The sequence below is a fragment of the Lelliottia sp. GFLA7 genome (assembly GCF_056490165.1).
This window is the reverse complement of record NZ_JBWLAQ010000001.1, coordinates 919,851-943,308: the sequence shown is the minus strand read 5'-3', so window position 1 is coordinate 943,308 and position 23,458 is coordinate 919,851. Positions and strand designations below refer to the sequence as shown.

General features: G+C 52.3%; 21 protein-coding genes. 11 read left to right on the top strand and 10 right to left on the bottom strand.

The window, feature by feature from the left end; translation table 11 throughout:
- Positions 1-2 precede the first annotated feature (2 nt).
- Positions 3-1,247 carry a mechanosensitive ion channel family protein gene (locus tag AC07RN_RS04580; RefSeq protein ID WP_012016466.1) on the bottom strand — a complete coding sequence of 415 codons (1,245 nt, stop codon included), beginning with the start codon at positions 1,245-1,247 and terminating at the stop codon, positions 3-5.
- Between the two features lie 77 nt (positions 1,248-1,324).
- Entirely contained in the window at positions 1,325-2,752 is a 1,428-nt protein-coding gene (locus AC07RN_RS04575; RefSeq protein ID WP_478335685.1) for an MFS transporter, read from the bottom strand.
- A gap of 107 nt (positions 2,753-2,859) precedes the next feature.
- Here AC07RN_RS04575 and AC07RN_RS04570 point away from each other — a divergent pair, with 107 nt between their 5' ends.
- Complete coding sequence (locus tag AC07RN_RS04570) at positions 2,860-3,729, top strand: helix-turn-helix transcriptional regulator (protein WP_012016468.1); 870 nt, start codon at positions 2,860-2,862, stop codon at positions 3,727-3,729.
- A 39-nt stretch (positions 3,730-3,768) separates the two neighbouring features.
- Here AC07RN_RS04570 and AC07RN_RS04565 read toward each other — a convergent pair whose 3' ends face one another.
- The 3 genes from AC07RN_RS04565 to AC07RN_RS04555 form a co-directional block, all read right to left on the bottom strand.
- On the bottom strand, positions 3,769-4,377 hold the full coding sequence (locus AC07RN_RS04565; protein ID WP_478335684.1) for a helix-turn-helix domain-containing protein: 609 nt from the start codon (positions 4,375-4,377) through the stop codon (positions 3,769-3,771).
- Between the two features lie 271 nt (positions 4,378-4,648).
- The gene (locus AC07RN_RS04560) at positions 4,649-5,104 is read right to left on the bottom strand and encodes a fimbrial protein (RefSeq protein ID WP_478335683.1); all 456 of its coding nucleotides are present in this window, start codon (positions 5,102-5,104) and stop codon (positions 4,649-4,651) included.
- 109 nt (positions 5,105-5,213) lie between these two features.
- Complete coding sequence (locus AC07RN_RS04555; RefSeq protein ID WP_478335682.1) at positions 5,214-5,888, bottom strand: fimbrial biogenesis chaperone; 675 nt, start codon at positions 5,886-5,888, stop codon at positions 5,214-5,216.
- A gap of 272 nt (positions 5,889-6,160) precedes the next feature.
- Between AC07RN_RS04555 and AC07RN_RS04550 the strand changes: the two genes are divergently transcribed.
- The 6 genes from AC07RN_RS04550 (at position 6,161) to AC07RN_RS04525 (ending at position 12,414) form a co-directional block, all read left to right on the top strand.
- The gene (locus tag AC07RN_RS04550) at positions 6,161-6,709 is read left to right on the top strand and encodes a fimbrial protein (RefSeq protein WP_478335681.1); all 549 of its coding nucleotides are present in this window, start codon (positions 6,161-6,163) and stop codon (positions 6,707-6,709) included.
- Positions 6,710-6,734: 25 nt separating this feature from the next.
- Positions 6,735-7,442, top strand: a complete 708-nt coding sequence (locus tag AC07RN_RS04545; protein WP_478335680.1) for a fimbria/pilus periplasmic chaperone — start codon at positions 6,735-6,737, stop codon at positions 7,440-7,442.
- Positions 7,443-7,456: 14 nt separating this feature from the next.
- Positions 7,457-10,093, top strand: a complete 2,637-nt coding sequence (locus AC07RN_RS04540) for a fimbrial biogenesis usher protein (protein WP_478335679.1) — start codon at positions 7,457-7,459, stop codon at positions 10,091-10,093.
- Positions 10,094-10,144: 51 nt separating this feature from the next.
- Entirely contained in the window at positions 10,145-10,606 is a 462-nt protein-coding gene (locus AC07RN_RS04535) for a hypothetical protein (RefSeq protein ID WP_478335678.1), read from the top strand.
- 53 nt (positions 10,607-10,659) lie between these two features.
- Complete coding sequence (locus tag AC07RN_RS04530; protein WP_478335677.1) at positions 10,660-11,229, top strand: fimbrial protein; 570 nt, start codon at positions 10,660-10,662, stop codon at positions 11,227-11,229.
- Between the two features lie 141 nt (positions 11,230-11,370).
- Entirely contained in the window at positions 11,371-12,414 is a 1,044-nt protein-coding gene (locus AC07RN_RS04525; RefSeq protein ID WP_478335676.1) for a DUF2157 domain-containing protein, read from the top strand.
- On the opposite strand, the gene nfsB is transcribed toward AC07RN_RS04525, so the two are convergent.
- From nfsB to AC07RN_RS04510, 3 genes are all read right to left on the bottom strand, one after another.
- Entirely contained in the window at positions 12,411-13,064 is a 654-nt protein-coding gene (gene nfsB / locus AC07RN_RS04520) for an oxygen-insensitive NAD(P)H nitroreductase (RefSeq protein ID WP_478335675.1), read from the bottom strand. The two genes, AC07RN_RS04525 and nfsB, sit on opposite strands and share 4 nt — an antisense overlap.
- A gap of 119 nt (positions 13,065-13,183) precedes the next feature.
- On the bottom strand, positions 13,184-13,552 hold the full coding sequence (locus tag AC07RN_RS04515) for an MmcQ/YjbR family DNA-binding protein (protein ID WP_478335674.1): 369 nt from the start codon (positions 13,550-13,552) through the stop codon (positions 13,184-13,186).
- Entirely contained in the window at positions 13,542-14,132 is a 591-nt protein-coding gene (locus AC07RN_RS04510) for a TetR/AcrR family transcriptional regulator (RefSeq protein WP_012016477.1), read from the bottom strand. The genes AC07RN_RS04515 and AC07RN_RS04510 overlap by 11 nt, the downstream gene beginning before the upstream one ends.
- A gap of 310 nt (positions 14,133-14,442) precedes the next feature.
- Here AC07RN_RS04510 and AC07RN_RS04505 point away from each other — a divergent pair, with 310 nt between their 5' ends.
- Positions 14,443-15,546: an MBL fold metallo-hydrolase gene (locus AC07RN_RS04505; RefSeq protein ID WP_235135021.1), complete on the top strand. Its 1,104-nt coding sequence runs from the start codon at positions 14,443-14,445 to the stop codon at positions 15,544-15,546.
- Between the two features lie 32 nt (positions 15,547-15,578).
- Entirely contained in the window at positions 15,579-15,920 is a 342-nt protein-coding gene (locus AC07RN_RS04500; RefSeq protein WP_012016479.1) for a RamA family antibiotic efflux transcriptional regulator, read from the top strand.
- Between the two features lie 175 nt (positions 15,921-16,095).
- On the opposite strand, the gene AC07RN_RS04495 is transcribed toward AC07RN_RS04500, so the two are convergent.
- Positions 16,096-18,240: a TonB-dependent siderophore receptor gene (locus AC07RN_RS04495; RefSeq protein WP_478335673.1), complete on the bottom strand. Its 2,145-nt coding sequence runs from the start codon at positions 18,238-18,240 to the stop codon at positions 16,096-16,098.
- Positions 18,241-18,395: 155 nt separating this feature from the next.
- Between AC07RN_RS04495 and AC07RN_RS04490 the strand changes: the two genes are divergently transcribed.
- Complete coding sequence (locus AC07RN_RS04490; RefSeq protein WP_478335672.1) at positions 18,396-19,964, top strand: alpha/beta hydrolase-fold protein; 1,569 nt, start codon at positions 18,396-18,398, stop codon at positions 19,962-19,964.
- Here AC07RN_RS04490 and AC07RN_RS04485 read toward each other — a convergent pair.
- Entirely contained in the window at positions 19,950-20,198 is a 249-nt protein-coding gene (locus AC07RN_RS04485; protein WP_041689622.1) for a DUF1158 domain-containing protein, read from the bottom strand. The two genes, AC07RN_RS04490 and AC07RN_RS04485, sit on opposite strands and share 15 nt — an antisense overlap.
- A 497-nt stretch (positions 20,199-20,695) precedes the next feature.
- Between AC07RN_RS04485 and AC07RN_RS04480 the strand changes: the two genes are divergently transcribed.
- Positions 20,696-23,389, top strand: coding sequence for a cation-transporting P-type ATPase (locus AC07RN_RS04480; RefSeq protein WP_478335671.1), 2,694 nt, complete (start codon positions 20,696-20,698; stop codon positions 23,387-23,389).
- Positions 23,390-23,458: the final 69 nt, after the last annotated feature.

Genomic DNA, 23,458 nt, shown 5'->3' with positions numbered 1-23,458 from the left:
GCTTATTTCGCGAAGGCGTCCGCCAGTGAACGGATATCGTTTCCTGTGGGCGACTGATGTATTCTCAAGCCAAATTCTTCCACCACGGCATAGATATGATCGAAAATATCCGCCTGAATGGTTTCATATTCCGCCCAGATCACCGTGTTGGTAAACGCATAAATTTCAATCGGCAAACCGTTCGCGTCCGGCGCTAACTGACGAACCATCAGCGTCATATCTTTGCGAATGCGCGGGTGGTTGCGCAGATATTCATTCAGGTAAGCGCGGAACGTCCCGATATTGGTCATCTTGCGCAGATTTAATACCGATTCGCCTTCGCCATTTTCCTGATTCCACAGATTAATTTCTTCGTGGCGTGCGGCCATATAGGGCTTGAGCAGTTTTGCCTTAATCAGACATTGCTGTTCGTCCTCATCCAAAAAATGAATGCTGGTGGTATCAATACTCAGGCTGCGCTTAATTCGCCGTCCACCCGATGCCGACATGCCGCTCCAGTTTTTAAACGAATCAGAGACCAGCGCCCAGGTGGGAATATTGCTGATGGTGTTATCCCAGTTGCGCACTTTGACGGTGGTCAGACCGATATCCGTGACCGCCCCGTCTGCGCCGTATTTCGGCATTTCCAGCCAGTCGCCGGGCTTGAGCATATCGTTGGCAGACAGCTGAATACCAGCAACAAGGCCAAGAATCGGGTCTTTGAAGACCAACATCAGCACGGCGGCCATAGCACCTAAACCGCTGATCAGAATGGCCGGAGACTGACCAATCAACAGAGAAATAATCAGGATCCCAACCACAATGGCGCTGACCAGTTTGACGCCCTGGAATATGCCTTTAAGCGGAAGCTGAGATGCCGTCGCTAATTTTTGCGAAAAATTGAATATCACATCCAGCAGAGAGAAGAACGACAGCAGGGCATAGACCATGACCCACAGTTTGGCGCAGGTCATGGTTATTTCTGCGGCTTCACTGCCTTTTTGTAACCACAGCGCCGCCTGTATGTTGACAATAATCCCTTGTAGAGTGAAGGCCAGACGGTGAAATAATTTATTCTGCGTAATGATTTGCAGCCATAAATGGGAACTGGCCTGCGCCCGTTTTTCGAACAGACGTAAAACCACCTTATGCAATATAAGGTGGACAATCACGGCAGTGAGTAAAATGATGCCAAAGATAATCACCAGCGAAGTGGTGTGGTTAATTTCGATCCCCAGTTCTTCAACCTGAGCAATTAATTCCTGCATAACGTCTCCTGAATATATTCCTTTTTATCATGAAGGCTGCGCTTTTATTATGCAACCCGGAGGCGTTATGCCGGATTTTACGAGGCGGCGGGGAGTGGGCCCGCATTCAACTGGCGGCGCAACCACAACGCAACACCGCCCAGCGCCAGCATCATCAGCACTTCAATGCCGAGAAAACCGATCATCGCCTGCGGATAGTGCCCGCCGTTATGCCGCTCAAGCATCAGGAACAACGTGCCGAGCACGGCGGGACCAAGACCCACGGTTGCCTGCTGCAAGGTACTCAGAATGGCGCTTCCGGCCCCCGCGTCACAGCTGCTGATGTCGCGCATCCCAATTCGGTAAAAGCTGTTCACGATCAGCGCCTGACCATAGCCAATCAGGATGGTGGCAGGCGCCAGCGTCAAGGCAGTATTGGCCTGCCCAAAGCGCCAGAACGTCGCCATTAACAGCAGTAAACCTGCGATTTGTATCGTCAAACCCGTCAGTAAAATGCGCCCCATGCTGTGGCGGGTGATCAGTTTTGGCGCATACCAGGCCGAGACAAAATAGGCCACGCCCAGCGCGATAAAACTATTCCCTGATTGCCACGGGGCCATACCCAGACCGGACTGCATCGTGAGCGCCATGCAGAACATAAATCCCGACCAGGCGCTGAAAAACAGCAGGGCAATGAGCATTCCAAAACGAATGCTGGTCAGTTTGAGCAAGCGAGGGGGCAGCAGAGGATGTTCGCCGCGCTGCTGTTTTTGCAACGCGCTGGTGCGCATCCACAGCCCAAGCGGGATCACCGCAATCAGCGCCAGTTGCAGGAACCATGGCCAGTGAAGCTCCGCGCCGAGCGCCATCGGAAAAAGCAGGCAGCAGAGGATAGCGGCCAGCAGCGCGGTGCCTAGCCAGTCAATGCGCGAGGGCGTTTCACGGCGGGTTTCCGGGACGTAGTAACGGCTCAAGGCCAGGACCACCAGGCAGATCGGCACGTTAATAAAAAAGGCGTTCCGCCAGCCCAGCCCGGCGATATCCGCCGACACCAGCCAGCCGCCGCCCATCTGCCCGACGATAAAGGCAATCCCGCCGATGCCGCCAAACAGGCTGATCGCTTTGGCATGCGCCGTGCCTTTCAGCGTGACGTGGAGCGTCGCGAGGATTTGCGGGACGATCAGCGCCGCGCCCGCGCCCTGTAATACGCGCGCAGCCAGCAGTTGCTCAACGGTTCCCGCCATCCCGCACAATAACGACGCCACGCCAAATGCCGCAACGCCCCACATAAACAGCCGACGACGGCCAAGGTTATCGCCCAGTTTACTACCCAGCGCCAGACAGACTGCAAATGCGACGCCGTACAGGGCGACGATCAGTTCGAGCTGCGTCGGACTGGTATGCAGCGATTGCGTGATGGAATCCAGCGCAACGTTGGTGATCGACGTATCAATCAGCGGCAGCATCTGGCCCGTTAAAAGCAATATCAGGCCTGCACGGCCTGGTGAAACAACAGACGTATTCATGGTAACTCCATTGCGTCATTCAGCAGATGGTCGTAGCATCAGGGAAATTAAAAACGGGTACCAGTTCTTGCTTATACTGGTACTGGCACTACCACGCAGGGGGCTGTATGACGCTGATGACCGAACCGGTATCTTCGTTGCAGGATGACAACCGCAAGCAACTCGGCGCTTTTTTACGTGCGCGCCGGGAAAGTCTCGATCCGCAGCGTCTGGGTTTACCGCGAAGTGGACGGCGACGCACGCCGGGCCTGCGCCGTGAAGAGGTCGCCATGCTGGCCGATGTCGGCGTGACCTGGTACACCTGGCTTGAGCAGGGAAGGGACGTGAACCCGTCCAGCGTGGTTATGCTGGCGGTCGCGAAAGCGCTGCAATGCACCGCCACCGAAACGCGTCATCTGTTCGTTCTGGCTGGATTGCCCTTGGGCGAAGTACCGCAGCAAGTACCCTGCGAAGGGATCAGCGAAGGCACGCGGCGTTTACTCGACACGTTGATGCCAAAACCTGCCAGCATTCAGAAACCGAATTTCGATATTGTGGCGTGGAATGACAGTTTTGGTCATTTGATGGGCGTGGATTTCAACGCGATCCCCGAAGAAGACCGCAACTGTATTTACCTTTTTCTCACTCACCCCGCGTGGCGCAGTCGACTTGGCAAGCGCGCCGACGCGCTGCCGATTTTTGTCTCCTATTTCCGCGCGGCAATGGCGGAGCATCGCGGCGATCCGCAGTGGGAAGCCAAGCTGGCACGGTTCTTTGCGGTCTCAGAAGAGTTCGAAGCCTTGTGGCATCAGGGCTATGACGTGCGTGGGGTTGAGAATCAGCAGAAGCTCTTTACCCATCCGCAGCTGGGCGATTTTTATTTGCAGCAGATGTACTGGTATTCCGCACCGCGTAACGGCTCGCGGCTGCTGGTGTATTTGCCCGTCGATGATGAAGGGGAAAAGGTACTGGCGTGGCTGGCGGAAAATCATGACTAACCGAAAGCCCTTCTGATTGATTAAGGGCTTTTATGTTGATTAATATGTTTCTGGAAGTTTATTGATTTTGATAAGCACTCCGCGCTCGATGACAATATAATCACCTGTTTTGAGATCGCTTAGGATTTTCATGACGCGGCTACGCGAGATATGTGTCTTTTCCTGAATATAGTCGCAGGTATTGATCGTCTGGCGTAACGCCTCTTTTTTACCCATTAAGCTCATTAAACTCTGACGTATCAGTTCGTAAGTTGTTAGACCCGCGGATTTTTTATGGGCCTCAAGCAATTTTTTTACGCCATGCATATAGCAATAAGCGGCTTCTTTCCAAAGGTTTTTACTGTCAATCATGGCAAGAATGTCGCTTTTATTTCTTATTTCATATTCAACATTGCCATAAACCTGATAATACATTCCTTCATGAGCATTGAACAGATCGTTCATTCCAATGATCATCGGCGCTTCAGTGAATTTCAATAGCAATTGATCATTACTTCGATGAACAGCCACGGTTCCGGCATGTAAAATAAACGTCATATCGTGATCGTAATTATCAAGCGATATAATCGTGCGCTCCCGGCCGTGCCGAATACAGGACGGATCGGAGATTTCATTGATCAGTGTTTTTATAATGGCTTCTGGTTTCATGTCACAGGATTCTTAAAAAGATATCTCAGAATTATACCAGAGGGAGGTGTAAATCCGTGCAGCAGAAAGTCGGTATTTATACAGGCTGGGGTATTTGGGGACTGAGTATCTCACTATTGAACGTTAAGTTTTTAGAATAAAAACTTGATGGGTCTGGATATTACAGATATTTAACCTTCCAGAAGCGCTTTTAACATTTCAGAGCGATAAGTTGAAAAGGGGCCGACATCCCTGTCAGCCCCGTTTCAGGGTATCGAGTAAAACGTATATTTTAGTTATAAACAAACGAGACGGTAATAACAGAATTAATCGTGCCTGGCGTGACGCTGCCATTTTTAGTGAATGCGCGAGTTTGTAATTTCCACGTGGGTTTTGCGTCTGGTGCGGAGGCGATATCGATAGTCGATGTTTTCCCGTCACCGTATGGCTCGCTGGCTTCGCCTTCTAACTGTACGGCCACATTGGTCGCTGTTCCGGTATTCGAATAGAGTGTTTCAGGATCGGCCGGGTCGGATGTTCCGTGGAACGTTGCGGTGACGCTCGACGTCCCGGCAGGACAGTTTTCAAGCCCGACGCTGAATTTCACCCAAGGTGAAGAGCTCCCCGCAGCATTCAGGCTGGAAGTCTGTAAGTCAGTCCCATTGCCCAAATCGATATTCATATTCTTGCTGGCAGAACTCACTTCACACGGTGATGCAATCACATTTCCCGTAATATTCAGAGCCACAGGGTCCGCCGCTTGGGCTAATTGCGCCAGAGAGGCAGCGAGAATAAGACTCACTGTGGAGGATAAAAGATGTTTCTTTAACGTTTCCATTTTCATATTCGTATTCCCTTTACGCTGATACTGAATGCAGTTTCCCAACGGCACCAAAGTCGCTAATGACGCTGAATTCGATGTTTCCGGCATTCACCCCAGCAGGCAGCGCAAAGGTTGCAGTGCCGCCCGGTGCGACATAAGAAACATTCGACAGTTTTTTGCCTGAAACCATGACTTCATTAAAGTTAATAAAGCAAGAAGATGGGTTTTTGACTTCCAGATTATTTCCTGAAATATGCCAAACGAGTTTATTACTCTCTTTTTCGACATCAATATTCTTCAGCGCTTCTGGGCGATAAATTAATTTTACGCTGGTTGCGACGGCGATCTGTAAGGTGTTTTTGCTTTTTGGTGCAGAGGGTATCGCTTTTACCCGTAACCAATACATCGATTCTTTATCCTGCGGCAAATTCCCCGCCAGGATAATGCGCATCAGGTTCTCTTTTCCGCCGTTAAGACGGTACAGCGGTGGCGTAATAATAAAAGGCGGTTTTTGCGGGTTATTATCGAGATTTTCGACAATGGTTTGCATCAAATATGGGGTGGCATCTGGATTACGAACGCTTAATGAAACTTCTTTTTTCGACCCATCGTAAATGACACGGGTTCCGCCTATATTTACGGTTGCACTGGCGTTCTGCATGACGGAAAAAATAATGCAGCTCACGACTATACGCAATATTGTGTTCAAAGTATGACTCCAGAGTGATCCAAAACATAATTCCTTAACGTCAATAAAAAGACAGTTCCATCTGAGATGCTTAATTTATCTTTGTGCCTCGGAAGTGTCTTAGGTTTTATGGTCTTGTTTAAAGTCTTTTTTAGGATTTTATTTTGGTTGTCAATATTACCAGTCGTGAGGTTAATATTATTAAAATAGATCTATTAATATATTTTTATAAGCATGTAGATAGACAGAGTAATAGGGATAAATTTAGTTTAAATACCAGGGGAATTTGCATTATGAATAAATATATTCAATTGGTTGTGATGGCGTCTGTATTTTCAGGTGTCGGTTTTAGCGCTGCTCAAGCGGCGGATAAAACAACCGTAAGCGGTGGCACCATCGAGTTTGTGGGGTCTGTCGTCGACGCGCCCTGTGCCGTCAATGCGGACTCGGAGAACGGCATTATCAAACTTGACCAGGTCACTCTGGAAAGTATGGGTGAAAAAGGGGAGCCATCTGGCCAGGCAAAATCTTTCAATATTGTGCTCGACGACTGTGATATCACGACCTATGCCAATGCCACGGTAGTGTTTAACGGCCAGTCTACTCCAGCTCTTGCGGGGGCGCTGGCAAACACTGCGGGCGCTGGGGCCGCTACAGGCGTCGCGCTGGAGCTATTTGGACCTGACGGAAATGCCCTGGATCTCGGTGCCGATTCGTCAAAGCAGGTACTGGTCAGTGGAACCAACAAAATTCCGATGAGTGTGGATTACGTTAAGACTGGCGACAAATTGACAGCGGGTGCGGTTGAGTCAGTGGCCACTATTCAAATTACCTATTTCTGATTTGAAGTGATATCGAGATAATTAAATGAAATTTATTACGTCAAGTGTCTTACAAAGCATCGTTGCACCGGCTATTTGTTCTTTGCTTTTCCTTGGGGGGGCGCCTTCAGTTATGGCGGGGGGGATTGCGCTAAATTCAACACGTGTAATCTATCCTATGGGTGAGAAACAGATTAGCGTCAATATCAGTAACTTTGATAAAAAAGAGACGTTTCTGGTGCAGTCATGGGTAGCAGACCAAAACGGAACTACATTAAATACCTTCATTATTACGCCGCCACTCTTTTCCCTGAAGCCAGAAAAGAAAAATATTCTACGTATTATGTATATTGGCTCCGCATTACCCGAAGATAAAGAATCTATTTTTTATCTCTATAACAAAGCTATTCCATCGGTAATGGAAAAAATTAAGGCGATGAATACGCTGCAGATTGCAACGCAGTCAGTGACTAAATTGTTCGTACGTCCTCAGCATTTATCGGTCAAGCCGTCAGATGCACCAGCTATGTTGAAATGCCAACTTTCCGATGGGGCTGTCACAGTGACAAACCCTTCGCCGTACTTTATCTCGATCACTAACTTTACCCTCGCGGGCAAAAAATTGCCTAACACCATGGTTCCCCCAATGGAGAGCCAGAAGGTCAACGTGGCGGGTATTCCTCAGGGTTCAATCTCATATCAAACGCTCAATGACTACGGCGCGTTAACCCCCGCACTGATGTGTAAAGCGTGATCGCAGGCGGAGATATGATGGGGTTTGAAAGCACAACGCGATATCTACCGGCATTACGTTGGCGTCTATCTCCGCTGGCACTCACGATGGGTGCCAGTCTATTGGCTGGCAACGTGAGCGCCGATGAGTACTTTAACCCAGCTTTTTTGTCTGATGGCAAAGGGCTGGTTGCGGACCTGTCCAGCTTTGAAAATGGTGCAGGTCAGGCTCCGGGTACCTATCGCGTTGATATTATTCTGAATGATGAATTCATCACCAGTCACGATGTGGTGTTTAAGGATGAAAAGTCCCTCAGTGCCAGCACCGCAAAAGCGTCTGATGATACGGGGCTCGTAGCCTGCCTTTCCGTAAAAACCCTCAGCGATATGGGCATTGATCTCAATATTCCCGATGAGAAAAAAAAGGCCGGTGACGGTGAATGCATCGCCATTGCGTCATTGATTGAGGGGGCAACATCGAGTTTTGATTTTGGTCGCCAGCGCCTGGACCTGAGCGTCCCGCAGATCGCATTGAAAAACACGGCGCGAGGACTGATTTCACCGGATAAATGGGATCAAGGGATCCCCGCGTTGTTGTTAAATTACAGCTATAGCGGTTCCAACAGCCAGGACGGTAACAGCAAAAGCGGCAGCGATTTTCTCGGCCTGAATGGCGGCGCTAATCTTGGGGCATGGCGCTACCGCCATTACACCACCTTCAACCGCAGCACCAGTAACGGGCAAAGTACCCATCGCTTAGATCATGTGAATGGCTCGTTGTCACGCACGATTATTGCGCTGAAAGGGCAGTTGACGGTGGGGGATAGCTACACTGCGAGCGATGTCTTTGACAGCATCAGTTTTCACGGTCTGCAACTGGCCTCCGACGATAATATGTTACCGGACAGTCTGAAAGGTTTTGCACCTACCGTACGCGGTATCGCGAAGCAAAGCGCGCAGGTGACGATTAAACAAAATGGCTACATCGTTTATCAAACCTATGTCGCGCCCGGCGCGTTTGAAATAACCGATCTGTTCCCGACCTCCTCCAGCGGCGATCTGGTGGTGGAAATAAAAGAACAAAAAGGGAAGATCGTCACCTTTTCAGTTCCGTACTCTACCGTGCCGTTAATGCAGCGTGAAGGGCACGTTAAATACGCGCTGACGGCGGCAACATACCGCACAAGTAACACTCAGCAGGAGGCCGTTCCCTTTACACAAGCCACGCTTATCTGGGGTTTACCACGGGGATTTACGCTTTATGGCGGGACTCAGCTTTCTGATAATTACCAGGCGATGGCTACCGGTACAGGGCTAAACATGGGCAACTGGGGCGCGGTGTCTGTTGACGTGACCCAGGCCAAGAGTACGCTTATCGATGACACCGTCCACACCGGGCAATCCTGGCGAATGCTGTATGCAAAATCCTTGAACAAGTCGGGGACCAATTTTCAACTGACGGGATATCGATACTCAACGGCCGGTTTTTACACTTTCACCGACACGACCTATAAGCATATGAACGGGTACGACAGCGATCCGGACGATGATTTTGACGATCCTGATAACGACCGACCTCACTGGTTTGATTACTACAACCTGTATTACACCAAACGTGGAAAATTGCAGGTCAATATTTCGCAGCAGCTTGGCAAATTAGGCTCACTGTATGCGACCGGTAGCCAGCAAACGTACTGGCATACCGATGGCAAAATGATGCTGTTGCAACTGGGCTACAACACCTCGTGGCACGACATCAATATGGGGGTGAGTTTTAACTACAGCGCATCGTCCACTCAGCCAAAAGCTGACCAGGCCATTGCGTTTAACGTCTCATTGCCGCTTGGGAAATGGCTCTCTCCTGCGGGGAGCACTGCTACTAACAATGCTTTTACCACTCTCAATATGAACCAGGACAATCAGGGTAGCGTGACCCGAAACGCGGGTGTGAGCGGAACGCTGCTGGATGGAAATAACCTGAGCTACAGCGTTCAGCAAGGGCATGCAAACCAGGGGGCGGGAAGTAACGGAAGCGCCAGCCTTTCGCATCAGGGCGGCTACGGTAATTCCAACGTCGCATACAACTACAGTGAGAATGGCAATTCGCAGCAGGTGAACTACGGCGTGGCGGGTGGAGTCATCGCTCACCGACATGGCGTCACCTTTAGTCAGCCGCTGGGTGAAACGAACGTTCTGGTGGAAGCGCCGGGTGCAAATCGGGTGAAAGTGGAAAATGCGACCGGCATTAAAACCGACTGGCGCGGTTACGCCGTGGTTCCGTTTGCTACGACCTATCGTAAAAACCGTATTGCGCTGGATACCACCTCGCTTGGCGATAAAGTGGAGGTTGATGATGCTGTGGTGGATGTCGTCCCGACGAAAGGTGCGCTGGTTCGCGCCAGTTTTATCACACATGTGGGGAATCGCGCGCTGCTGACGCTCATGCATAACAATGTGCCTGTACCCTTTGGCGCGAGCGTCACGACACAAGAGGGCGGTGAGGGCAGTATCGTGGCTGATGGCGGGCAGGTTTATTTATCGGGACTTGCACCGGAAGGGACACTGAACGTGCAATGGGGCGACGAGCCGGACCAAAAATGCTCCCTGGATTATGATTTCCCTGAAACATCAGATACCACCGGGATTATTCAGAGAAAAATTGAATGTAAATAACCAATCAGTAATGGTTAATTATGAAATTAATGATACAGGGTGAATAGGGTTATGCATCACAAAAATATTTTGACGCGTAATGTTTTTTATTTTTTGATTTATCTCTGCCTATTTACATGTTCTTCAAATAGAGCCGTGGCGGCGGTTAATCCAGCGGCAGTATGTACCAATCCTGCAGCCTTAACACTCACCTTAACCGGGAATTATACCGTTCAAAAGGATTCGCCTACCGGCGTAATTTCAGGTTGGGTGAATATTAAAAGTAGCGACCATTGGTTGAACTGTAATTCATCCGACGGGGGAATGATTATGATTGATGCGCTGGTCAATTCCTTGGGTGGACCCAATACGATCTATTACAACGGAATGGCTTTTCCCGTCTTCCCTACAAACATTGCGGGAATAGGGTATATTGTAAAGTCACGAGGGGTTGTGATTGATGCACAAATGAACTGGGATTCAGGCTGGGGGAGTTTATTGTTGCTCCAACAGGAATTTCATATACCGCTTTAACCTCGAACTGGGGAAATTCATCTCGCCAATGGTATGGTGCCGTTGAAGCGCAAGTGGCTTTAGTCAAATATGCAGAAAGTGGAAGCGGATCATTAAGCGGATCATATTCTTTGCAAAGCGTCTTTGTTCAAGATGGAGACGTGACGGCCGTGGGTTCTGATGATGCCTCTGTCGGGCTAATTAACGTTGTTTTGTCTGGTTCAGTGACCACACTAAAATGTGACATTAATGCTCCTGCAATCCGATTGGATATCGGAAATATAGAGGTTTCAACTTTTAAAGGCCGAGGAACCCTTTCACGAGAATCCAGTCCCTCCAAAGTCGGTCTGAATTGTGAAAAAGGAACGAATATAAATATTGTTCTGACGGGTACGGCTGAGTCCAATTCAGTTTCGGACGATACTGTACTTGCCCTGACGCCTGGTGCTAATTCGGCGAAAGGAATCGGTGTGCAAATTCTTTATAACAATGCACCTTTATCACTCAATAAAACAATGAACATTATGGAGGCGACTGGAGGCGCAGTAGAAATTAATTTCAGTGCTCGGTATATCCAAACTCAAGAACAGGTGGTTGCGGGAGTGGGAAATGCAACGGCGGTTTTGAATATTACGTTTCAGTAATTTTGTTTTAGATATGACCAAGCAGGTAATCTATTTTTAATATTATTATTTGCTTAGTTCACCAGTAAAATAATTTGCCAGGACACTTTTCGGTAAGGGGTTTGATATACTTTATGTTGTCACCCTTAACAGAGAATGGAAATGAACGTCACCCGCAAACAAGAACGTCTGCTGCGCCGCGCACTCAGCGAATGGGAACAGGATGGCACGCTCAGCAATGAGGAACATCTGCGCCTGGCTGGCACCTTAAAGCGCGTGACGCTGGACTGGCAACGCCTCAGCCGTTACGCCTTCTGGACTGCGCTGGCCTGCGTCATTATTGCCGTTGGCAGCCTGTTTGCTGACAGCGAGATGATGGCCCGCCTTATCGAATTCTTTGCTTTTTCTTCACTCGCCCGTATCGGATTACCCGCCGTGCTGGCTGTTGTGTTTTATCTTTGGGGATTCAGCCGACAGCGGCGCGAAACCCAGTGGCACTACTCTACCGAAGCAATTCTGTTTCTCGGCGTGCTGTTTACCGCCATCGCACTGTGGCAACTCGGCGAACGGCTGGATAACGGCAGCGGGCACATTGCGCCGCTCTTCCTGGCGGGCTGCGCGGTGTATGGCCTGGTGGGATTCTTTGGGCGCTCGGGGCTGGTGTGGCTGTTCTTCTTGTTATCGCTCGGCAACTGGTTTGGCGCGGAAACAGGGTATATGTCCGGCTGGGGTGCATACTGGCTCGGAATGAATTATCCGGTGCGCTTTATCTTCTTCGGCGGTGCGCTGCTGGCGTTGTGCTGGGTTTTGCGCGCGGTGCTGCAACAGCGCAATCTGTACACGACCAGCAAAGCGATGGGGCTGACGTATTTATTTGTCGCGCTGTGGATTATGTCCATTTTCGGCAACTACGATATCGATAGCTGGTATGGCATGACGCGCGAAGCATTACTTCCGTGGGCGCTGCTGTTCGCTGTCGCAGCGGTAGTGTGTATTTACATCAGCCTGAAAACGGACGACGGGATGCTGCGCGGTTTTGGCCTGACGTTTCTGGCAATCAACCTGTATACCCGTTATTTCGAATATTTCTGGGACGGGATGAATAAAGTGATTTTCTTCCTGATTCTGGCGGGGTCGTTGGCGGTGATCGGGCGATACGCCGAGAAGATTTGGCACACCGCAGAACGGCGTGCCAAAAGCGATTAACACTCGGTGATAATGGTGCTCAGCGGCAGGCGGGATTTCGGCAGGGAGGCGTTGAAATCCTCCACGCTGTGGCGGCCCACGGGCACAACCACCAGGCTGGTGAAGCCTTTTTCTTTCAGACCAAATTCGGCGTCGAGGATTGCGGCGTCGAAGCCTTCAATCGGTACGGCGTCCAGACCCAGTGCGCCAACGCCCAGCAGGAAGTTGCCGACGTTCAGGTAAACCTGTTTTGCCATCCACTGATCGTCATCTTTCAGATCAACGCGGTGCATATCCGCGAAATAGCAGCGGCCTTTGTGGTTGGCGGCTTTGGCTTCTGGGGTGTTAAAACGCCCATCGGCGTCTTCCTGATCCACCACGCGCTCAAGCCATGCGTCGTCCATTGCGGTTTTGGCGCAGAACACGATCACATGGGATGCATCGAGCATTTTGCGTTCGTTGAACACGAAAGTGCCCGCTGCCGATTTTGCGACGCGTGCTTTGCCTTCTTCAGTGCTGGCCACGATAAAGTGCCACGGCTGAGAGTTGGTGCTGGACGGGCTGAATTGCAGCAGAGTTTGAATTTTTTCTGCTTGTTCTGCAGTCAGTTTGAACGTTGGGTCGAACGCCTTCGTTGAGTGGCGCTTGCGGGCAACGGAAATGATATCCATAACGGCTCCTGGAGTGAAGTTCGCCCATGTGCGGGCGCGAAAGAAAAGCAGAATACAAGCGTAAGCGGGAAAAGATAAGTGCGTTAAATGCGCTTACACTGTTCGTTTGAAATGAACAATCAGACTGGTCGAATGCGTTTTTGGTCTTTTTTAGGCAGCTTATCGACAACCAGATTCCAGGAATCGAGCACCAAATCGGTGACCAAATCCGGAGTGATGTCATCGGCGGCGTAAATCGAAATCCAGTGCTTTTTGTTCAGGTGATAACCGGGTTCAATGCCGCGATAAATTTGCTGATTAAGCAGGGATTTTTCAGGATCGGATTTCAGACTGACGTGCTGACGCCCGTGGGCAACGGCGGTGAGCATGAAAATTTTGCCGCCGACCTTAAACACATCGTACTCCGGGCCAAACGGCCAGCAATGCTCGATAAAAGGCAGTTCCAGCGCCACGCGATGCGCGTGTTCCTTCAGTGACTTACTGTCCATTCACATCCTCGATGGCGATTGCGCGCCACATTGATTCAAATCCGAGGGCTTTAAATTCTACCGCGCGCGACGGATCGCGGGTGGCGAACGCCATCGTCGTCTCGGCAAGCGATAAGAAAATCGCATCGCCAAAGGTACGGAATTCGTCTGACATAAATACCTGGCGCACCGAGCGGCGGCACAGCTCATGAAGTTCCGGGAACATTTCATGCACTGCCTGTTCGGTTTCGGCGTTGATTTTCTCGCTCACGCCCAGCTGGCGGATTGCGCCGTGGGCAATCGGATTGCGGATCCCCCAGTCAACGTAGCTGTTCCAGATATTGCGGGTATGTTCTTTCGGCGTGCTCAGGGCGCGATCGAGATTCGCCAGCATGGTCTGGCACAGGTCCTGTTTCAGGTGCAGATAGAGGGCATTCAGCAGATCGTCTTTGGTCGCGAAGTAGCGAAACAGGGTGCCTTCAGCAACGCCCGCGTTTCGGGCGATCAGCGCGGTCGACGCCGCAACGCCTGACTGCGCAAAGGCCACAGTTGCCGCTTCCAGTAACGCTTGTCGTTTATCTTCACTCTTCGGACGTGCCACTCATTCTCCTCCATACGCGTCATCCTTCACTCTGGCTCTGCGTTGGCGGTGCTCGAAAATCTCAGCCACACTCGTGATGTGTTTCTGAGGTTATCTCCCTGGCCGCGCTGATTCAGGTTGAATGATTGTGTGCATCAAATTTACAAAAACCACGATTGAAACATGCTCTCTTCCACGCTGCAACGCGGAATGTCAAAGATCGAAAACGTCTTGACGATAAATTCATCACATCTATAATGAGTGCTTACTCACTCATAATCAAGTTTAACCCGCGTAAACCATCGGATGGGGCGCGTAGTCGGGTCAGGATATGAAAAAGTCTCTTCTCATCAGCATGGTGTTTGTCATGATTATAGCGTCCGCGGCAAGTTTACCCTTTGTACTGAATGCCGGATTTGGCCAGCCGCCGCAGGGTGAGCAGCTTAGTGAAATTGAGGCTTCGCCGCATTATCGCGACGGGCAGTTCCATAACCAACTCCCGACGCCGGGCTACAGCGGCGACAAAAGCATGCTGGCGGCGTGGTGGGAATTTCTCGTCACCAAACGCGAAAACGCCCGTCCTGCGCAACCGTTACCGCTTATCAAAACCGATCTGGCCAGCCTGCCGCTGGAGCAGGACACGCTGGTGTGGCTCGGCCACTCGTCCTGGTATTTACAGCTGGCGGGCAAACGCATCCTCATCGATCCGGTTTTCAGCAATTACGCCGCGCCGTTTTCGTTCCTGAACAAAGCCTTCGCCGGGGAATATCCGTGGCGTGCCGAAAACATGCCGGAAATCGATCTGCTGATTATTTCGCATGACCATTATGACCATCTCGATTACGCCACCATCAAAGCGCTGATGCCCAAAGTGAAGCGCGTTGTCACGCCGCTTGGCGTGGGATCGCACCTACGTTACTGGGGTATGGACGCATCAATAATTGACGAACGCGACTGGAATCAGACGGTACGCATTAACGATGATCTGATGATTCATGTGCTTCCGGCGCGTCATTTCTCCGGACGCGGGCTGAAGCGCAATCAGACGCTGTGGGCCAGCTTTATGTTCGTCACCCCTGAGCAGAAAGTTTATTACAGCGGTGATTCCGGCTACGGCCCGCACTTCAAGGCCATCGGCGAGCAGTTTGGTGAGGTCGATCTGGCGATTATGGAAAACGGACAATACGACCAGGACTGGAAATACATTCATATGCTGCCCGAACAGACGGCGCAGGCCGCGGCGGACATCAACGCTAAAGCGGTGGTGCCGGGGCATTACGGGCGATTTGTGCTGGCAAAACACACCTGGAACGATCCGGTGATTCAGCTGACGCGCGCCAGCCAGGACAAAAATTATCGTTTGCTGACCCCTGAGTTGGGTGAGCCTGTGCATGTTAATGATGCGACGCAGCAATTTCGTGAGTGGTGGGAATAATGATTAATCACGCAACAGAGGGGGAGAGCAGCATGACTATTTCCGCTCAGGTCATCGATACTATCGTCGAATGGATTGACGATAATCTTCATCAGCCGCTGCGCATTGAAGAGATCGCCCGCCACGCGGGGTATTCCAAATGGCATTTGCAGCGTCTGTTTATGCAATACAAAGGCGAAAGCCTGGGGCGTTATATTCGCGAGCGTAAATTGCTGCTGGCGGCGAAGGATCTGCGTGAATCGGACGAGCGGGTGTACGACATCTGTCTGCGCTACGGGTTTGATTCTCAGCAGACGTTTACCCGCATCTTCACGCGTACGTTCAACCTGCCACCAGGTGCGTACCGCAAAGAAAATCATAGCCAGACGCACTGAAACGCCCCCTCATCCCAAAGGGGTTAGGGGAAAGAAATTCCTACTTCAAAGGGCGAGGGATAAAAGACCGCACCGACGATCCCCTCACCCCAAAAGGGCGAGGGGATAAAAACCGCACCGACGATCCCCTCTCCCTTGGGGAGAGGGTTAGGGTGAGGGGCCCAGACCGCACGGTTTACCAGCTGTAATTCACCGTTGCGGTCATCGTCCTGCCAATGCCGTAGAAGCACGCCGTATCGCTGGCGCACGACGCCACGTACTTCGTATCCGCCACGTTATTGACGTTGAACTGCACGCTCGCCCCTTTCAGGCTGCTGTTCAGTTCGCCCAACTGATAGCTCACCATCGCGTCATACAGATCCACCGATCCCACTTTGAAGGTGTTTTTCGCATCGCCATAGCTGGTGCCGATGTAACGCATTCCCACGCCTGCGGTCAGGCTTTTCAGCGTGCCGCCAGGTACGGTGTAGCTCGCGAAAGCCGACGCCATATGCGTTGGGATACGCGCGGGCGTTTTGCCTTCGGTTCCTGCCACCGTGGTGCTCTGGGTTTCCGCATCGGTGTAAGTGTAAGAGCCGATCAGGTTGATGCTGTCCATCAGCGTGGAGTGAATTTCGGCTTCCACCCCTTTCGAGCGCACTTCACCCGCGTTTTCAAACCAGCCTTCGGCGCTGTTGTACGTCGCCACGTTGCTCTGGGTCAGATCGTACAGCGCCAGCGTCATCAGCGTGGAGTCGACCGGTTGATACTTCAGGCCAATTTCGGTTTGCTTGCCGGTCGTTGGTTTAAACGGCGCCACGCCCGGCGCACGGTTAGTTTGCAGGCTGGGTTCAAACGACGTGCTGTAGCTGATGTACGGTGACAGACCAAAATCAAAGGCGTACAGCAGACCGGTGCGCCAGGTGAATTTATTGTCGTTTTGCTGAGTTTGCGTGCCGCCGTCAAAATCCGTGGTGCGCACTTCAGTCCAGTCGTAGCGCCCGGAAACCAGCCACTCCCAGTTATTCCAGCTCATTTGATCCTGCAGATACAGCCCCATCTGATCGAGATTTTGCTGTTCGTCGGTGGCGGTGCTGAAGGTGCTTTCATCGACGTTAATGCCGTAAACCGGGTTCGTCCAGTCCAGGTTATATTGCGCGCCCATCCCGCGCTCCAGCAATTGCTTATCTTTCGACGTTTTGTAATCCAGACCGCCGAGCAGGGTGTGATTGACATCGCCCGTCGCAAACAGCGATTCAAGCTGGTTATCGATGCCAAACTCATTGGTGGTGCGCTCTTCGTGCTGGGCGCGACGGGTCAGCACCGTGCTGTCCGCCGCGCTGTTTGCGTACACCAGATAGCGATATTTCTGCTTGATGGACGCGTAACGCGCGTTCTGGCGGAAGGTGAGGTTATCGGCAAACTGGTGCTCCAGCTCGTAGCCGATCATGGTCTGCTCGCGCCACGACTGGTTGTAATCCGGATCGCTGACGTTAAAGTCGCGCGGAATATAGCGGCCATTCGCGCTGGTCACCGTGCCGTACGCTGGCAGGAAGTTGCGATAACCGGCGTCGGGATCTTTCTGATAGCTGGTCAGCAGGGTAAAACGCGTTTGATCGTTTGGATACCAGGTGATCGCCGGGGCAATCGCCATGCGCGTTTCTTTATAATCTTCCACCTGATTGTGCTGGGTGCGGGCGATACCGTTTACGCGATACAGCACGCGGCCGTCATCGCTCAGCGGCCCGCCAAAATCAAACGCGCCTTCCGCCAGATCGTGATTCCCGGTGCGGAACTGCACGTGGTGAATCGGCTCGCTGGTGGGGAGTTTGCTGGTCATGCTGATCAACCCGCCTGGGTTAACCTGACCAAATAAGACCGACGCTGGGCCACGGACCAGCTCGACGCGTTCGAGCAGCCACGGATCAACGGAGCCGGTTTGCGAAGACGCCGTCGCGCCAAAGCTTAGCCCGTCGAGGAATTTGGGCACGTAGCTAAAACCGCGCACAAACACCTCATCGTTACGGTTCGACGAGCCGCGATATTCAGTGAACACCCCTGCGGAATAGCGCAGCGCCTGGGACACTGAGGTGACGTCCAGTTGCGCCATTTGGTCACGCGTGATCACGGAAACCGACTGCGGCGTTTTCACAATGTCCGCGCTGGTTTTGGTGGCGGAGAGCGTTTTGGTCGCCACGATCCCTTTCACCGGCGCGGTTGGTTCTTCGCTGACGCTCTGCGTTACTACTATGGTTTCTTCTTTGGTTTGCGCCTGCGCGGCCACGCTAACGGTGGCCAGACTCAACAGCCAGAGTTGCATTATCTTATTCTTATTAAACATGTTAATTGAACTTCCTTGGTTGCTATCGCCATAAAATGCCTGATTTGAAGTGGCTAAAAATCAGGCATAACACCCTTTAACGGATAGGATGATATTGCAAATCATTCCCATTTGCATTAGCGTAAGTAACAAATTTTTACAGGAAGCGGGTGTGAATGAAGAGGGCATGGAGTGGGCTGTTATTAGGGATAAGTACGCTGCCAGCGCTGGCGGCGACGTGTGAACACCCTTCCATTAAGGGCGAGCAGCAGGGGAAATTTGATGCCAGCGGCGAGGTCTGTTTTATCCTGCCCGCGCTCGGTGAAAACTATGTCTCCGCGACGCTGCACGGCGTGACGGATGCCCGTCTGCTGGACGGCAAAAACCGCCGTATCCGCACGCTGATTGAAAATGGCCCGGCGGATGGCGAGCACTCTCTGCTTTTTGCGCTTCCTGTTCAGCAAAACACCTCGCTGGTGTTGCACGGCGAAGCGGGAAAGCCGTGGCGTTTTCAGTGGCGAATGAAAGAAACCGCGCCGTTACCACGCACACAGATGATTGAGCCGGAAAGCCCGACGCTGCAAAAACTGGCTAAAACGATTGCTGCCGGTGGAAATACTGATGCGTTCTGGCAGGCGCAAATTCGGCAGGGAACGCCGATGGTGGAGCCTTTCGATGCCAGCCATAAGCGCATCACGTTTTTATGGCGCGGTGCGCGCGATAACGTGTTTATTCTCGGATCGCCCGCGGGCGATCACGATCCGCTGTTCCGTCTGGGGAAAACCGACGTCTGGTTCCGCAGCTACGTTGTGCCGGCTGATACGCTGACGCAGTACAAACTCGCGCCAGATGTCCCGCGTATCGAAGGCAGCGCCCGCGATCAGCGCCGTGCCATTCTGGTCAGCGCGCAGGCCGATCCGCTTAACCCGCAAACCTTTGGCGATCAAAAAGCGGATCGCTGGAATCGCTATTCGTTGTTGGATCTCAGCCCCGTGCGCTACTGCTCCGCTGCTGCCGCCGCACAGCCGCTGGCGCACGGTTCGCTCACACGACACGCATTTACCAGCAAAATACTGGGCAACGGGCGGGAAGTGATGATTTACCAACCGCGTGGTACACAGCCCGCGCGCTGGACGCTGATCCTGTTCGACGGGCAGATTTACCAGGACGAATACCACTTTGCCAACGTGCTGGATGGGCTGATTGCCCGTCACCATGTGCCGCCGGTTAACGTGGTCTTTATCGACAGTCTCGATCATGCCCGCCGTGGCAAAGAGCTTCCGCCGAATCCCGATTACGCCGACTTTATGGGGCAAGAGTTAATGCCGTGGCTGCGTGGACAGGGAATAGCGATGCAGCGTCAAAAAACGGTTCTGGCAGGTTCAAGCTACGGCGGCATTGCGTCGTCGTGGGTGGCGCTGCGCTATCCGCAGCTGTTTGGTAACGTTCTGAGTTTGTCCGGTTCGTACTGGTGGGCGCCGAAAGGCGAAGCGCCGGGCTGGCTGACGCGTCAGTATGCGCAGTCTCCGCAGTATCCGATTCACTTCTGGTTGCAGGCTGGGCGATTCGAAACGACCGGGCCGGGCGGGGGGATCTATCGCAATACCGAGGCGTTCGAACAGGTATTGCGTGAGAAAGGCTATCGCGTGAGCTTCCATCCGTGGTCAAGCGGCCATGATTATGCGGCCTGGTGTGAAGCGCTGATCCACGGGATGCGGGATTTCAGCGGCTTACGCGGCCAGTGAAAACCAGCGGCGCCAGACGAATCGCAGCACAAAGAATTCTATGGCGCCGAGCAGTAAAAACCACAGGCAGAACACAATCGTGTACAGCTGATTCAAATCCATCAGATGGAACTGTGCGACCAGTTTCTGCGCGACGGCCAGCCCAAAAGAGGGCGCGGGGAGCAGCAGGCAGGAGAGCAATGCCATCAGCAAAATGCCTCCTGCCGTTAACAGTGACTCTAACGGGTGCTTCATATTAATGTTAATCATCAGTTAAAAAAGTTATTGTCCGGCATCTTGCAACGTAAAGCAATATCCACCCGGATTAACGTATTCCGATAATAAACCCTAAATGACCCGCCAAATATTCGCGAATTAATTTAATTACGCCCCCGAAATTAAATTACTCTGTCGTAATGTAAATTATTGTCACGCTCAGGCGAAGAATTTTACAAACGTATAAGTGCTATATCCAATTAACGTCGCAATAACAATTGCAACAACGACATACAAAGCCAGACGCCGCGTGCTATTAATCCCAAACATGCTATCCCTCGTTTAGTTATCGTTTAGAAACATTTTGCAAAAATCATCTTATCGAAATAATGACCCACAGAATTTAATTACGCAACTGTCATTATATTGCGATGCTGAAAATAACTCTGCAAGCGTTAAAAAGAGTAAAAGTTGAATAATTAAAGCCAGAAAGGAATTCAGGCTTACGTCCACCGGATATTAAAGGAAATGTATCTATGACCAACAAAATGAACACCGAAAATCGGCCTTACCATCAGACGGTTGAGCAGGTTCTCGCAGAAAAAAAGAGTAACACCAATGGGTTGAGCCGTGATGAGGCTCAGGCTCGATTGCAGCAGTACGGCCCCAACGCGTTGCCAGAGAAAAAAGGCAAACCGGCATGGCTGCGTTTTCTGGCCCATTTTAACGATGTGCTGATTTATGTTCTGTTAGCGGCAGCATTATTAACCGCGCTCATGGGCCATTGGGTCGATACGCTGGTCATTTTAGGTGTGGCGGTGATCAACGCATTAATTGGCCATATTCAGGAAAGTAACGCCGAGAAATCACTGCAAAGTATTCGAAATATGCTTTCGAGTGAAGCGCGGGTTATTCGAAATGGGGCGCACGAAACCATTCCGACGACTGATATTGTCCCGGGCGATATTATTGTTCTGCGTGCGGGGGACCGAATTCCTGCCGATATGCGTCTCATAGAAGCGCATAATTTACGCGTAGAAGAAGCTATTCTGACCGGTGAATCCACGGTCGTGGATAAACATATTCTTCCCCTGAGCGGTGAATTATCGCTGGGCGATCGCACCAACCTGGTGTTCTCCGGTACGACCGTGAGCGCAGGCGGTGGCGTGGGCGTAGTCATTGCCACCGGGCAGGACACCGAGCTTGGTCACATCAATCAGATGATGGCGGGCATCGAAAAGCACCGTACGCCGCTGCTGGTGCAGATGGACAAACTCGGTAAAGCGATCTTCGCGCTGATTCTGGTGATGATGGCCGCGCTGTTTGTCTTCAGCATGCTGTTGCGTGATATTCCGCTGGGCGAGCTGCTGCTGTCCCTGATCAGCCTCGCGGTAGCGTCCGTTCCGGAAGGTCTTCCTGCGATTATCTCCATTATTTTGTCCCTTGGCGTACAGGCGATGGCGAGCAAAAAAGCCATTATCCGCAAGCTGCCAACCGTGGAAACGCTGGGCGCGATGACCGTGGTCTGCTCCGATAAAACCGGCACGCTGACCATGAACGAAATGACCGTCAAAGCGATTATCACCGCTGACAGCTGCTATCGCGTCGAAGGGAATAGCTACGAGCCGGTGGGCGATATCTGTCTGGAGGGCAGTGACGAGCCGGTGCAAATCCAGCAGGGAACGGTGCTGGAGCACTATTTGCGCACCATTGATCTCTGCAACGACAGCCAGATGATGCAGGATGAGCGCGGTCTGTGGGGTATCACCGGCGGGCCGACCGAAGGCGCACTGAAAGTGCTGGCGGCGAAAGCGAATCTCGCGCCTGTTGTGACCACGCTTATCGGTAAAATCCCGTTCGACTCGCAGTACAAGTACATGAGCACTCACTACTTGATTGGCAGTGAAGCGCAAATCCTGATAACCGGCGCGCCGGACGTGATTTTCGACCTGTGCGACCAGCAGCAAACCCGCACTGGTGCCGAAGCGTTTAACCGCGCGTACTGGGAAACCGAAATGGAGCGCTATGCGCGTCAGGGCCTGCGTATGGTTGCCGCGGCTTTTAAGCCCGCACCAGCGGGGCAGCAGGCGCTGAGTCATGACGATCTGCAAAACGGTCTGATTTTCCTGGGTATCGCGGGGATGATGGATCCGCCACGCCCGGAGGCTATCGACGCCATCCACGCCTGTCAGCAGGCCGGAATTCGCGTGAAGATGATCACTGGCGACCACCCGCAAACGGCGATGAGTATTGGTCAGATGCTGGGCATCACCAACAGCGCGCAGGCGGTGACGGGCTATGAGCTGGAGCACATGAACGATGCCGAGCTGGCAGAGGCGGCGGTGGAATATGACATTTTCGCCCGTACCAGCCCGGAGCATAAGCTGCGTCTCGTCAGGGCCTTGCAGCAGAAAGGTGAAATCGTTGGCATGACCGGAGATGGGGTGAACGATGCGCCCGCGTTGCGTCAGGCGGATGTCGGCATCGCGATGGGCATCAAAGGCACGGAAGTGACCAAAGAGGCCGCTGACATGGTGCTCACCGATGACAACTTTGCCACCATCGCCAGCGCGGTCAAAGAGGGGCGTCGCGTCTACGACAACCTGAAGAAAACCATTTTGTTCATCATGCCAACCAACCTGGCGCAGGGGTTGCTGATTGTGATTGCACTGCTGGCGGGAAATATCATTCCGCTGACGCCGGTGCTGATTTTATGGATGAACATGGCGACGTCCGCCACGCTCTCCTTCGGCCTGGCGTTTGAAGCCGCCGAGCGCAACATCATGAAGCGTCCGCCGCGTCAGACCGGACAGCACGTTATGGATGCCTTTGCGGTCTGGCGTGTGGCGTTCGTCGGTACGCTGATTGCGATTGCGGCGTTTGCCCTCGAAGCCTGGCTCGCCCCGCGCGGCCACAGCGCAGAGTTCATCCGCACCGTGCTGCTGCAAATGCTGGTGAGCGCGCAGTGGGTCTACATGATCAACTGTCGTAACACCAACGGTTTCTCTCTGAACCGGGGTCTGCTGGCGAACAAAGGGATTTGGCTGGTAACGGGCGTGCTGCTTCTGCTGCAGCTGGCGATTATCTACCTGCCGTTTATGCAGATGCTGTTCGGCACCGAAGCGCTGCCGCTGCGCTACTGGGGCATTACGCTGGTGATTGCCGGGGCGATGTTCTTTATCGTCGAGATCGAGAAGCGACTGACGCGCCGGTTCCGTAAGGCTGCATAACCTTTGCCCTCACCCTAACCCTCTCCCACGGGGAGAGGGAACTCTGACCACACCCGGTGTGTGAGAGGG